The following is a 12,687-nucleotide window of genomic DNA, read 5'->3' as shown; positions in this document are numbered from 1 at the left end:
TGCGCGAGGATCAGGGTTGGGAGCAGGTGTCTACATCCCCACCTCCGGCTCCGCTGTCGCTTCGCTGCGCAGCTCCGATGCCGGAAGATCTGCCTGCAGCTGTGGTTCATCGACAGCTGTGACTTCGGACGGATGCGCGATGTCGATCAGGGTGCGGATATCGGCTGCGGCGTTTGGATCCGCGTCGGTCTTCGGTGCAGCCGAATCGGCCGGTGGTGTGTAATCGGCACTGCCGGTGAGCCATTCGCGCAAGGCGGCGTCGAAGCGCCGCGCTTGGGGAAGCATCGGTCGGCTGGACAACTCTCGCTCGATGTCGAGATGGCTGGCTCGTGCCCGGATCTCGTCGTCCCACAAGACGAGTCCGTCATCCAGGCGCGGCCCTGGCAGCGTCGGTTCGGTTGCGGCGGCTTCGGTTCTGGCCCAATCGAGAATTTCGACCAGGTCGTAGAACTCCTCCCGATCGTGTCTGGCAAGCGCGAGTACGGCGGGAATGCGACCAGGGAGTCTGCTGTGGCGGTCCACGCTCCGCAAGATGACCAGAGCCTTGGCCGTCTCGTGCGACAGCGCCTCTCGGCGTACGTGCCGTACGACCTCGTCGTGGGTGCTGCGCATGGCCAGCAGGAGAGTGGGCTCCGGCAGTCGTGCGTCGTGTAGTTCGATTTCCGTGCGCGGGTTCGGCGGCAGGTCGCGCAGGCAGGCGAGTATCTGCGCGTAGGCGTCGGACAGGGTGTGGCAGGAGAATCCCGTGCTCGGCGCGATCTGGGCGTAGTAGGGGCGCTCGGCGAGGGCGTCGTAGTAGCCCTGCCAGCGCGGTTCGACCGACAATTCGACGCGATGCGTGCGCAGAAATGCTTCGAACCGCATTTCAGCGGAATGGAGCGCGTGCGAGAGGCTCACGGTCTGGTCGTTCTGATCGACGGGGATCCACCGGAATCCGGTCTCCGTCCAGATGTATGTCGGGTGGCCAGCCCGCTTGTACAGGTCGAACAGGGTTTGTTCCAGGTCGCTGGCCTGGTCCTGCGCCGAGGGCTGGGATCCGGGTGTCGTCATCGTGGCCTCGCTGCCATCTGATCGCGGGCGGTAATCGATTCCGTGCCTGCCGCGTCTCGGGAGGTCGCTGCGTAGATGCCGATCACAGCTCCGCCTCCGGCTCGGCGGTAGGTGAGGAGATATCCGACTCCGGGATGTCCTGGGAGGCAGTGCTTTCGGTGGCTGTCGTCGACCCGGTCGGGTGGGCGGTGTTGATCAGGTGCTGGATGCCCGTCGACTGCTCGACCCGCGTGGCGATCTCGCTATCCACTGATGCCGTGCTCTGGCGTGTTTCCGCCGCGTGGTCGAAATAGTGGGTGATGAGTTGATCGACGAGCTGAGTGCGTTCCCTGGCGGCGGGATGCCTTGGCTCCCTGTCAATTTCGAGGAGTCCGTCGATTTCGCTCAGGTGTCGGATTGCGCCTAGGCACAATCCTGCCTTCTCCATATCGGCATCCCACGGATTACGGATAGCGAGGTCTGGAGTACCGACCTCGGCTACCGCCCATCGTGCGATCAACGCTTCGGCGGGCCTGCGATCGACTATCTCCCGAAGCCGAGCAGAATCGACCTTGGCTGGGCGCGAATCATGTTCCCGCCCAGATCGTTTGGACCAAGCGACATGGTCACGCACCTTGTGCAGCGTGGTCGCCGCGAGGTACTCGTCCGCGCCCCTGCGGACGTGTTCGGCTGCCCTGTCCGGGGAGTCGAGGAACTGGTAAATCGATCGGTCCCCACCGGCCTGATGGATCTCGACCAGCATCGGGTGATCGAGGGGGACTGCCTTGTGGCGGTCGGCGACGTGGTCGGCGGCGAGGGCGAACGCGTCGGCGATGGTGTAGCAGGCGATCGCGGTCATCGGGTGGCTGAGCTGCACGGCGAACTTGTTGTAGTACGCCTGCCAGGCCGGGTGGTCGATCAATTCGTCTGTGTGCGTTCCGAGGTGGTCGATCAGCTGGTTCTCGGCCTCGAAGATCTGGACCATCAGGTCGGCGATATCGGACAGGGCATTGATGCCGTCCCCAGCGGCTTGTTCCTTGTCGTAGAGGCGAAAGACGATCTTCTTCAGTTCGCTGGCCCTAGCGGCGGCCGGGGATTCCTCTGTGTACATAACTGCCACCTCCTTTGGCGGTGAGACGATGGGACGCTCGGTTGTCGCGGTGATCGCGTCTACGACCGATACCGGGCTCTACAGGTCGGCCTCCGGCCCGGCTGTCAGGTCGGGTGCTGCCTCCGCTGGAGGCGGAAGCTCATTGGGGCCGAAGGGTTCCTGCACGGCGGTCTCGGGAGCCGAGGTCTGTGCCTGGTGGATCAGATGCTGGATCTGTGCGGCCTGATCCAGTTCGGAGTGGGTGCCGCGGTCGGCGACCACCGATCGGTCTTTGTCGAGCGTGCGCCCCTGGGCGAGTTGGGTGACCAGCTGTTGGAGGACGCTGCGTTGCGTGCACGCGTCGGGATGGCGCGGGGTTCGGGCGATATCGATCAGCCCCGGCAGGCTGGCGAGCAGATGCACCGCGCCGAGATCGGCTCCGGCGGCTCGCATCGCAAGGCTCCAGGGGTTCGGGTTCTTTCCGGTGCACTCGGCAATCGCCCACTGGACGGCCAGCGTCTCCGTGGGATTGCGGCGCATCAGTTCTCGGAGATCGGTGACACTTGCGGCGGGGGATACCGCGCGCGACGCCACAGCAGTCGTGTCCGGCTGTGTTAGGCGTCGGCACAAGACGAGGGCGGTCGCGGCGAGGAATTCGCCTGCGGCAGAGCGAAGCTGCATGATCGCGGCGGCGCGGGTGTTCGAGATCTCGAGGAAGGGCTCGTTCGTACCCAGCCGGTACATCTCGACTCGCAGTCGGCGGTCAGGAGCCCCGGTTTCCGTTGTGGCAGCCAGATGCTCTGCGGCGTGTGTGAAAGCGTCAGCGAGGCAGGAACATCTGATCGTCTCGGTGGGGTCGCTGAGGTGCAGCGAGTATTTGTTGTAGTGATCGGACCACTTCGGGTGATCGGCGATCTCGTCGGCGTGCTGTTCGAGGAAGTCGCCGAGCGTGCGTTCGGCCTTGCGTATTTCGGTGGAAAGTCCGAGGCTCGTGGCCTTTTGGAATATCTCCGCACGCGTGGGAATGTGCCCGGGCCATTCGCCGTCGGGCATGACGACGGCGTCGTAGAGCCGGAAGATGGCTTCCAATAGCTCTTCGGCGGTGTCGCTGGGATCCGATGTCGTCATCGCGCAGCTCCGTCCGGGCATTGCACGCCGGCCGCGGTCATAGCTCTAGCTCTGGTGCGGCGATGGTGTCGGCCCCGGTGTCCGACTGTGGAAGGTGAGTTCCAGTCGCAGGTTCAGCGTCGAGACCGTCGGTGGACAGTCGGGCCTCGGCGATCAGCCGCTGGATTCTCGCGGCCGACGTTTCGTGGTGGGTGGTCGGCGTCGCTGCGGATATCGGCGGAGCTTCGCCGGTGATGATCTGTTCGAGCACGGCATAGCGGTCATGCACGCTCGGAAGGTGAGGCACATCGGCGAGCGAGGCGCCCAGGGGATCGGCAGCGAGCTCACGGACCAGCACCAGGTTGACCCCCGAGTCCTCCAGTGCATGGTCGTATCCGTTGACGACCGTGGTGTCGGAGCGCCGTGCCTCGGCGATCGCCCACTGGGCGATAATCATCGTCGTCGCGGCACGAGGGTCCACCCGCAGGTCGATGCTGACAATGCCGGGACCTGGGTGTACCCGGTCTCGTCGAGATTCGTTGCGGGCCAGAACCAGTGCGGTCGCGGCCAGTTGTTCGTCAGCACGGGCTCGGAGTTCTTCGATCACGGCCGAGGCCGTGTTGTAGGCGCTGAAGCGCGCTGTATCGCCGTCGTCGTCGTAGATTTCGACCATCACCCGCTGACCTGGCTGCGCGGTGAGGTCATCGGATTCGAGATGGGCTGTGGCTGCAGCCAATGCGTCGGGGAGAGTGCAACATTCGATCGTCGTCGCCGGATGGCTGGCTTGCACAGTGTATTTCGGCTCGTCGAGGGTGGTGTATTGGCCCTTCCATCGGGAGTAGGTCGACAGCTCGTCGCGATGCTGCAACAGGAACTTCGACATCCGCCGATCGGCCTCGAAGACCGCGTCGGCCAATTCGGGGCTTTCGTGCACACGGGAGACGTAACGGACTGACCATCCCCCGTCGGTCGGCTCGACGTGACGGTCGATCGCCTGGTTGTAAACACCGACCAGCTCGTCCCAGAGCCGCTTGGCAGTCGTGTGGGCGGAGGATTCGGAGTGCGGAGTGGTCATTGGTCGGCTCCCTTCTGCTAGGTGGCCGGAGCGCGCGGATGAACTGGCGTGGGCGGCCGGAGTGGGCGTGTCCGAGTGGCTGCTGCTCAGATCTCGATGCCCGGATCAGATGACAGGTCCGGGCCCTCTGGTGTGCCGGGGTGTTCCGGAGTGGGTGGCAGTCCTGGGTACGGCGCGCCCGTCGGGTCCTGTGCGCTGCTGATCAGTCGGCGGATCTGGGACGCGTTCGATGTGCCGGCGGTGAGTTCGGTTCCGTCGGTCCGCGTTTCGGCGCGCTGGTGCCGGTGGACGTGGATGGTGACGAGTTCTTCGATCGCGGCCAGGTTGTGCCGTGCAGTCGGATACCGGCATTGGTCTGCGGTTTCGAGGAGATGGGGGAACCGCATGAGGTGCCGGATTCCGCCTACGTGCATGCCCGCCACACCGGCTTGGAGGTCCCACGGATTCGGTTCATTGGTGCGGGTCGCCTCGGCGAGAGCCCAGCGGACGATCACGGGGATGGCGGGATCGCATGTGGTCGGTAAGCAACTGCGATCGCGAGGGGTCGCTGTTGGCGCGGTCGAATCGCCGGTTTCTCGCTGTTGAAGGAGATTGCGGGCTATGACGGTCGCTACCGCGGCGAGATGCTCGTGCTGGCTCTGGTGCAGTGCTTTGTCCACTAGGCTGGGTGTGCCGCAGACCCGTAGGATCGTCGATTGCGTTGCCACGAATTGGATTTCGACGTGCAATGCAGTTTCGGTCGGCGGGGTCGGGTGCGTTTGAAGGTGTTCGCGGGTGGCGTCGAAGCAATCCGCGAGTGTTCGACAGGCCAGCACCTCGGGCGGGTGGCCGACGAGCACCGCGTAGCTGCAGTACACGTATCCCCACCGCGGGTCCTTGTCGAGCTCGGATTGATGCTCCAGGAGGAACTTCATCAATCCCGCTTCGGCGGCATCGATTTCAACGGCGAGATCGAGGTCGTCGGTGAGGTCCTCGGCATCGGAGGCCGTCATATCCTCGCCTTGGGGGAAGACGCTGCGCGCGGTTTCCCGGGCGTAGAGCAGCTCCAGTGCCTCGTACATTTGCGTCGCCCGTTCGGCTGCGGGCATCTCAGGTGTGTTCATCCTCGACACCTCCTTCGTGCATGGGATGTGAACGACCGGGATACGGTCTCGTGGGAGTAGCTGGGCAGCTGGCCGTCATGGGCTGGTGCCTCCCTCTACCGCGCCGCCGAACCGGCGGATGTCCCAGCGCTCGCCTGACCATCCGGACAGCGAGCCGTAGCCGACAGGGACACCGAATGTCGGTGCTTGCAGGACCATCTCGTCGCCATCGATGGTTCCGGCGTAGATCGCGACGTGATGCGAATCGTTCTGCCCCGGGCTGGTGAAGTAGATGAGGTCGCCAGGCCGCAGGTCTGCGCGGTCCACGGGTGCGCCGCGCGGGTCGTCCTGTTGGGCTTGGGTGTAGTGCGGCAGAGCGATATGACCGCCGGAGGCTTGATAGATCGCGTACAGCACGAGCCCGGAGCAGTCGAAACCACCTGAAGTGGGGCCGTTTTCGTCTCCTCCGCCCCAGACGTACGGGTAGCCGATCCATCGACGGGCGGCAGCGAGAACAGCTGCACCGAAGCCGTCGGCATCGACGGCAGCGACCGCGCAGGCGGCGACCGGGATACCGATGCTGGCTCCAATGGTGGCCAGTAGGTGTGTGGCGCGGTCGATTTGGCGGGCGTAGGCGTCGGGGACGGCGGAGCGTTCGATGGCTTGCGCGATCGCGTCCGGGGTCATGGTCTGCCATCCCGGGAGCGCATCGAGCTGGTCGTAGAACCAATGGGCCTGCTGGGCTGGATCCATCAGCCCCGCGATCCCGTCGGTGCCGTGCAGGGACGCGCGGATCTGCCACGGTCCGACCGAGTCGTGATCGTCGCCGACGGCGTCGTGGTCGTAACGCAATGATTCGGGGACATTGGCATTGGCGAGATTGCGGAAGTCGCTCTCAGTACCCGCGGCGACGAGCGCCGCGGTGATGCCGGTGTCGCTGATGTGGCGCTGTCGGCCGACTGCGATCGCGGTGCGCGCGATGGAGGTCTGATTGGCGGTGAATCCGTTCGCGGTCGATGCTGCGCCGACGGTCTGATTCGTGCAGCCACCGTCGGACGGGATGACGACCAGGATCAGCAACAGCGGCACCGCCAAGACTGCGACCGCGAGCGCGATCCCCAGCCGTAACGCACTCCCGCGGTTCACGGCGACACCCCATCGGCATTGCTGCGAGATGTGTCGCGTTCTTGTTCTGTCCGCGGAGCGGCAAAGCCGTGGAAGCGAGAGTTGGTGTCCCCGAACTGTTCTCGCTCGATCTCGGTCAGCGAAAGATAGAACGGGATGCCAGGTCGCCTGTCTTCGCCGATCTTGAGCAGGAACTTGCCGGTGCCCGGGGGCAACGGGCGGTTCTCCCCGTTTCCGATGATGTCGCCGCTCAGCGCGGCGGGCGAGGACCAGGAGGTGACCATTTCGCGTTCGGTCGCGGTGAATGGAACTCGTGAGTCCAGGCGTAAGATCTCTTCGGCGGGCAGCGCTCCGAATATCTTCGCGCGGGCGCGCTCGAGGAAGCCGAGAGCCTTGGCGGCGCTGGTGCCGAGGTTGTCGAGATCTTTGATGGTGTGCGAGATCATGATCAGTGCACAGGCGATGCCGCGTTGCAGGCGCGTGAGTTCGTCGACGCGGTCGACCATGAACTCGCCCATGCCCAGGACTTGCCAGAGTTCGTCCATCACGGCCTGGAAGTAGCGTTGGCGGATCAGACCAGCATCGGCGAGTGCGTTGTGTGCTTCGATGGCGGCGAATCCGGTGGCCCAGCACGCGATCATGACCGCGGCTTTGAGTTTCTTGTCACCGGCCGGGATGTGGGAGACGTCGACGCAGATGGCAGTGGCATCGAGATCGATACGGGTGGTGGTGTGCCCGTTGAAGATTCGCCCGAATGGTCCTTGGGTCAGTGCGCGGAGTGAGCGGCGGATGCCGATGATGGCTTCCTGGTACGCCGCCTCGGTGTCGGCGGCGGCATCAAGCCGGAGGTCCTCTCCTCCGGTCACGATGACGCTCATCAGGTCGTCAATTACGGGCGGTTGATCGGGGGTGAACCCATGTCCACCGGATTCGGTGGGGGAGTGCAGGATTCGCAGCGCAGTGGCGATGACGGTCTGCTCGTAATCGGCCACCCGAGCGCCGCGCACCAACTCGATCAGCGCTGAGAGCAGCGACGCCTGCCGGGCGTGCCACTCATAGCGCATCACTGCGGCGCGTTCAGCCTGTCCAGCGCTTTCCAGCGCAACGACGGCAGCAGCCAGCGCACCGCCATCGAGAGGGTTGAGTCGGCCATATCCGTGACCGAGATCAATGACCTGCCCGCCGACGGCCTCCACGAGCTGTCGGTAGTCGGGTTTGACGTCGGCGAGGATGAGCGGAGTGATGCCTTGCGCGACGCCGCCGATGACGATGCGGCGCACCAGCGAGGACTTGCCGAATCCGTTGAGGCCCAGGACGAACAGACTGGGCGCAGACAGCAGTCCGGCGCGTGCGAACCAATTGAGTGGATCGAAGCAGACGGGTGCGCCGGTGCGCAGATGCGGGCCGAGGGGCGTGCCGATCACCGGCGCCCCGGCGCCGACGGCCCACGGCCACAGTCCAACGATTTGCGCCGTTGTGCCGCGGACTTCCAGCGGTCGGCCGACGCCCGCGCAACGGCCCCCTTCCACGCCGCGGTAGCCGGTAGAGGTCGAGCGCGCGGTGCGCCGTTCGCGGTCCGCCCCATGAACGGCCTCGCTGAGTGGTTCGGGGTCACGATGGTGGCGGCCGACCAGGCGGCGGTGACGGCGAGCGACGTCCGAGGTCGCCGAAAAGGCGGTGCGACTGCGTAATCGGCGCATCGCTCAGCCCTCCAGGAACTTGGGGACGCTGGCGTGCTCGGGCAGGATCACCCCGACGCCGAGAGACGCGGCGAATGCGGCGGCCTGATACCGGTAGCACCGTTCGATGTGGAGCCGACACTGGGTCGACAGATCCTTGGTCAGCGCTTCGATGCGCGGCAGATCGGTTCCGGCGGGGTTGGTGACGGTGACCAGAATTCCGTAGCTGCTCACGCCGTGTCCGCGAGCTTGCTCAGCGCGGGCCTGTTCGGTGGCTTGGACGCGCAGCACAGAGGCCGCGGATGTGATTCCACCCCGCTGGTTTTGGGAGCCGACGAGGGCGTCCTTGTAGTCGTTGTCGACGATTGTGGTCGCCTCGGCGGCCGAATGCGGCCGGTAGACGACGGCGACGCGTTTGCGGGGCAGGTCCGGGTTGGGCTCGAGTAGCCGGGTCAGGACCCGTTCGGTCACCACGCCTTGGGGTTGGGCATCCATTTCCCAGCTCACCGATACCGCACCCATGTGGCGGTAGTGGTCGCGGCGCTCGTCGTGTTCGCTGGGGCCGGTTTGGTCCCAGGTGAGTCCGTGGCCATCGGGTTCGGCCGCCGCGGCTTCCAGGTCGGGCTGGGAGGACGGGTCGAAGCTGCGGCGGACGAAAGCGATTATCTCTTCGGCGGTCATCGGCCGTGACCGCACCCCGGCTTCGTCGAGGGCCGCGGTGATGCCCGGCAGGCGACGCGCGATTTCGAGGGCCTGCTCGGCCGGGTCCTTGCGGCGTTCGGGTGTGGTTGCGCGCAGCGTGATCGCCAGGCGGGCTTCCAGCCGGACATGCTGTGCGGGGAGTCCAGTTCCCAACGCCCACAGGACCTCTCGCGCAGACGCGGGCGCGTCGGGGTCGGTGAGCGTTTGCACCTCTTTGAGCAGTCGATTGCCGGTCTCGGGCACGGTGTCGAGCACGGGGACGATCGCGGCGACATCGGGCTGTCCTCCGATATCGGCCAGGAACCCACCCCACGCTGCGACCCACCGGTCCACGATCGGCTGGTCGACCGCCTCGGCGCCTTGCGGCCAGCAGGCCAGCACGATGGTGTATTCGTGCAGTTTCGGGGCGTGGATCATGCCGAAAGGCCAGCCGGCGATATCGCGCCCGGAGTAGAGGCGGGTGCTGACGAGCAGGCCAGGGAGCTTTCGTGAGCGGCCGGGCAGGGTGGAGAACGCGCCACCGTGATAGAGGGTTTCGCGGCGGCGGCGTGCATGTACCCAGCGGGCCAGCAGGATGGCGCGTTCGTAGCCAGAACGGCCTCGAATTCGGATCACCAGCGGCCCGGCTATGGCGGCACCGGTCGCGAGAACGATTCCCGAGGCCGGGAATCCGGCGATCAGGTGGGTGATCATCGCGGTAATGACGACCGTGCCTGCGGTCACCATCGCGGGCCAGGACAACCCCAGCAGACCCTCCGCGCGGGGGACGGTGCCTGCGCTGTAGGTGCGTTCGATGTCAGTCTCGACGTGTGTCGCCATGGTCAACCCTCCTTCGTCATGTGCGGGCTTCGGCCGCGAATTCCTCTGGGGGACAGTTAGATCGGGATGTCGTCGCCCCCTCGGCGACGCGGCGATGGAGGAGGCGGGGCCGCTGTTCGCTTCGGTGGCGGCGCGGCAGTGGATGCGGTCGGCGCGGTGTTTGTCGCGGTGCGTGTGCGACCGGGTGCGGCTCCCGCGGGTGTGCCCGAAACGTTGGCTGGGGCTGTGGTTACAGTCGGCGATGTATTGCCTTGGGTGCGCGCGGCGGCGGTACGTCCGGCGGCCGCCGTGGTCGGGGTTCGGGTGGCGTGACCGGTGGGCGTCGACCCGCCGCTAGAACTGGAGTTCGACGCACCCGCACCCAGTGCTGCTGCGGCGGCTCCGCGTAACAGCAGCGCCTTGCCGCCGGTGGCCGCCGCGGCTCCGGCGGTCAGCATCACTCCGACCGCCGCCGCACCCGACCCGCCGGACCCGACGGCGGAAACGACGGGTGACACCAGCCGCATCAGGGCGGGCAGGACGAACACCGCGCAGATCAGCAACATCACACCTATCAGCCGACGCTGGCCGGTGTCGGCGTCCAGAGGGGTGGCCGGGTTCATTGCCGGGGTGGTATCGACAGCAGAGAAGGCGATCAGATACACAAGGGCTGCAACAGGTTTCCACAGCAGGAACGCGACGATCCAGGACCACAGGCGATCGTGGGCGTGCTTGCCTGACCCGAGTCCGGATCCCGCCGCCGCCAGCGGCAGCATCGCCATAGCGACGACCAGGAATGCCTGGCGCAGGATCGCCATGACCGCCATCGCCAGTGCTCCGAGCATCCCGACACACGCGATGATCAACACCAGCCCTGGCGAGAACCCCTGGTAGGCGCTGGTCTCGACCATAAATTGTGCTGTGCCAGATGCATTTCCATCGGTAGCGTCATTGATGATCCATGCTGCGAATGCATCTGAGGCGCGGGAGGCGCCCAGCACGACCGCTCCGGCAATCCAGACGGCGACGATCGAACGCGTCAGCACTCGCATGAGTTCACCGGCTTGCTCGGCGTGGGCATTGTGGCGCGCGATCGCCATCCGCACTGCGCCGACCATCACGGATGCCGCGAGGAAGTAGACCTGAATATCGCTGGTGTACTTACTGATTCGTGTCCAGAGGTCCTGTTCCGCGAGAAGCTTGTCGTTGGGGATCTTGGTCCACCACACCAGCGCCATGATCAGCGCCTGCCCCAGGCCGTGCAGCAGGGAATCGACGATCGATCCGAAGGTCGTGTCCCATGCCTTGTCTTTCACCGCTTCAACGGCGTCGAGCGGATGAGTGGCGACGTTGCCGGCCTTGCACAGCCCCGACACCGTGTCCCCGAGCGAACCGAGTCCGGGGACGGTGCTGATGGTGTCGTGCAGTTGATTACAGGCTTGATCGAATCCGAACGAGCCGGGATCGGCGGCACTGCTACTCGCCCCGACGCCCAGCGCTGCGACGACAGCGATAAGTAGGGCGGCTATCCGGCGGCGTAGTCGGTGGTTCGTGCGCTCCCGGGTCACCATGGCGTCCACCCGAGAATCGAGGCGATTTCCTGACTGCCCGTGAATTCTGTGCCGGGCAACAGGTTCCAGTCACCGCGGGTCCAGACGACGGTGTATCGGACCGACGTCCACGTCGGCGCCTGTTCCGCTGTGCCAGGTGCACGACGGCTCGCGGTCTTCACCACGACCAGATCCGGTGACCACGACACGATCTGGAAGGCATCCGGGGCTACGATCCACCGCGTCACTGCCTCCGGCTGCCGTATCGGCAGCGTGCCGTCCGCGACCTTGCCGCGGTAGGCGGCCAAGTCGGCCGCGGAGTAGTTGACCCGCGCGACCACGGCGGGATCGGCTGGTCGCGCCGCGAGTTGGTGGGTGATGTACACCGCCGCCAGCGCTGCGCCGCGCGGCGTGCGCGCGTACCCGGCGGCCATCCCGCCTCGGATCTGGGTCGGCCCGTCCGAGGTCGAGAACGGCACCGATACTCCATAGACGCGTTGCCAGCCGCCCCGCCCGGTCGTGCCTGCTGGAGCGGCGGTCAGCCATGACGGGTCTGATTCAGCCACCGGGGTGACGGTTTGCGACAACGGCTGGCCTGCGGCAGCGAGGGGGAGGTCCACTCGCCGTCCCAGGATGTCGGTCGTCGGGGTTCCGAATCCGCCCTCGGTGTCGCCGCGGGCAAACGTAGACGGCGTGGGTGCGGTGGTGTCGTGGCTGTTCGAGTTGTCGGAGCCGACGATGAACACCAGTGCTGCGACGAGGACGATCAGGGCCACGAACAGAGCCGCAACCAGCCAGCCCTTTGACCGAAAACGTGTGCCTTCGGATGCGTTCATCGCGCTTTCTCCAATCTCACTGCTTTTTCAGGGATTTGGGAGATCGTCTGAACCAGGCGTTGGGTCGAATGAGGATCGGGAAGCTGAAGACGCCAGTCCTCACCCATCCACACCACGACCGTGCGGGTTGCGGCGAGTGAGGCGTCCGGATACGCCGTGAACACGGTCACCTGTGCATGCTGTCCGGGCCCGTACTCGTCGACGGAGTAGCCGAGAATCCTTGGTGCGGAGGCGGAGTCGGCGGGGTGGGTGATGGAGAACAGCACTCGCGCGGTGGCCCAGGTGTCTTTGCCTGGACCAGGGGCCAGCTCTGCTGCCGCGATCTGTGCCCATGCCCCGTCCGGCGCGAGTGACATCCGAATGGTGTGCACGATCGCGGCCACGGCCGCTCCGGCAGGTGAGGGATCGAAACCAGCTGCGACGGAGGGCGTATAAGTGCGTGGTCCCTGGTCAGTGAGCGGGATCGCCACGCCCTGGTAGTCGGTCCATCGGATACCGGTCGGAGTCGCCGGGGCATCGGCGACACCGCCGTCATGGTGATCAGCGCTGGCGCAGGCGACGGCCAACACGAGTGCGGCCGAGAGCAGAGCGGCCAGCGCCAGCAGGAGCTTCAT

At 65.8% G+C, this 12,687-nt stretch carries 11 protein-coding genes; all 11 read right to left on the bottom strand.

All coding sequences use genetic code 11. From position 1 onward, the window contains the following. Positions 1–30: 30 nt before the first annotated feature. The 11 genes from VMT40_RS32345 to VMT40_RS32295 all read right to left on the bottom strand — a co-directional run bounded on the left by VMT40_RS32345 (position 31) and on the right by VMT40_RS32295 (position 12,687). On the bottom strand, positions 31–897 hold the full coding sequence (locus VMT40_RS32345) for a hypothetical protein (RefSeq protein ID WP_326363070.1): 867 nt from the start codon (positions 895–897) through the stop codon (positions 31–33). 235 nt (positions 898–1,132) lie between these two features. Then, positions 1,133–2,140, bottom strand: a complete 1,008-nt coding sequence (locus VMT40_RS32340) for a hypothetical protein (protein WP_326363069.1) — start codon at positions 2,138–2,140, stop codon at positions 1,133–1,135. 78 nt (positions 2,141–2,218) lie between these two features. After that, positions 2,219–3,247: a hypothetical protein gene (locus VMT40_RS32335; protein WP_326363068.1), complete on the bottom strand. Its 1,029-nt coding sequence runs from the start codon at positions 3,245–3,247 to the stop codon at positions 2,219–2,221. 37 nt (positions 3,248–3,284) lie between these two features. After that, positions 3,285–4,301: a hypothetical protein gene (locus VMT40_RS32330; RefSeq protein WP_326363067.1), complete on the bottom strand. Its 1,017-nt coding sequence runs from the start codon at positions 4,299–4,301 to the stop codon at positions 3,285–3,287. A gap of 86 nt (positions 4,302–4,387) precedes the next feature. Beyond that, positions 4,388–5,404, bottom strand: coding sequence for a hypothetical protein (locus VMT40_RS32325; protein WP_326363066.1), 1,017 nt, complete (start codon positions 5,402–5,404; stop codon positions 4,388–4,390). 75 nt (positions 5,405–5,479) lie between these two features. Continuing rightward, entirely contained in the window at positions 5,480–6,529 is a 1,050-nt protein-coding gene (locus VMT40_RS32320) for a C40 family peptidase (RefSeq protein ID WP_326363065.1), read from the bottom strand. Continuing rightward, the gene (locus VMT40_RS32315; protein ID WP_326363064.1) at positions 6,526–8,208 is read right to left on the bottom strand and encodes a hypothetical protein; all 1,683 of its coding nucleotides are present in this window, start codon (positions 8,206–8,208) and stop codon (positions 6,526–6,528) included. The genes VMT40_RS32320 and VMT40_RS32315 overlap by 4 nt, the downstream gene beginning before the upstream one ends. 3 nt (positions 8,209–8,211) lie before the next feature. Next, positions 8,212–9,708, bottom strand: a complete 1,497-nt coding sequence (locus tag VMT40_RS32310; RefSeq protein ID WP_326363063.1) for an SCO6880 family protein — start codon at positions 9,706–9,708, stop codon at positions 8,212–8,214. Positions 9,709–9,764: 56 nt separating this feature from the next. Further along, a complete protein-coding gene (locus VMT40_RS32305) occupies positions 9,765–11,267 on the bottom strand; it encodes a hypothetical protein (protein ID WP_326363062.1) in 1,503 nt (500 codons plus the stop codon). Continuing rightward, positions 11,252–12,073 (bottom strand): hypothetical protein, encoded by an 822-nt coding sequence (locus VMT40_RS32300; RefSeq protein ID WP_326363061.1) that lies wholly within the window; start codon positions 12,071–12,073, stop codon positions 11,252–11,254. Before VMT40_RS32300 ends, VMT40_RS32305 begins: the two co-directional genes overlap by 16 nt. Further along, positions 12,070–12,687 (bottom strand): hypothetical protein, encoded by a 618-nt coding sequence (locus VMT40_RS32295; protein ID WP_326363060.1) that lies wholly within the window; start codon positions 12,685–12,687, stop codon positions 12,070–12,072. Before VMT40_RS32295 ends, VMT40_RS32300 begins: the two co-directional genes overlap by 4 nt.

The organism is Nocardia sp. CDC160, assembly GCF_035818795.1.
GTDB lineage: Bacteria > Actinomycetota > Actinomycetes > Mycobacteriales > Mycobacteriaceae > Nocardia.
The sequence above is the reverse complement of the archived record's forward strand: the minus strand, read 5'-3'. Positions and strand labels throughout refer to the sequence as shown.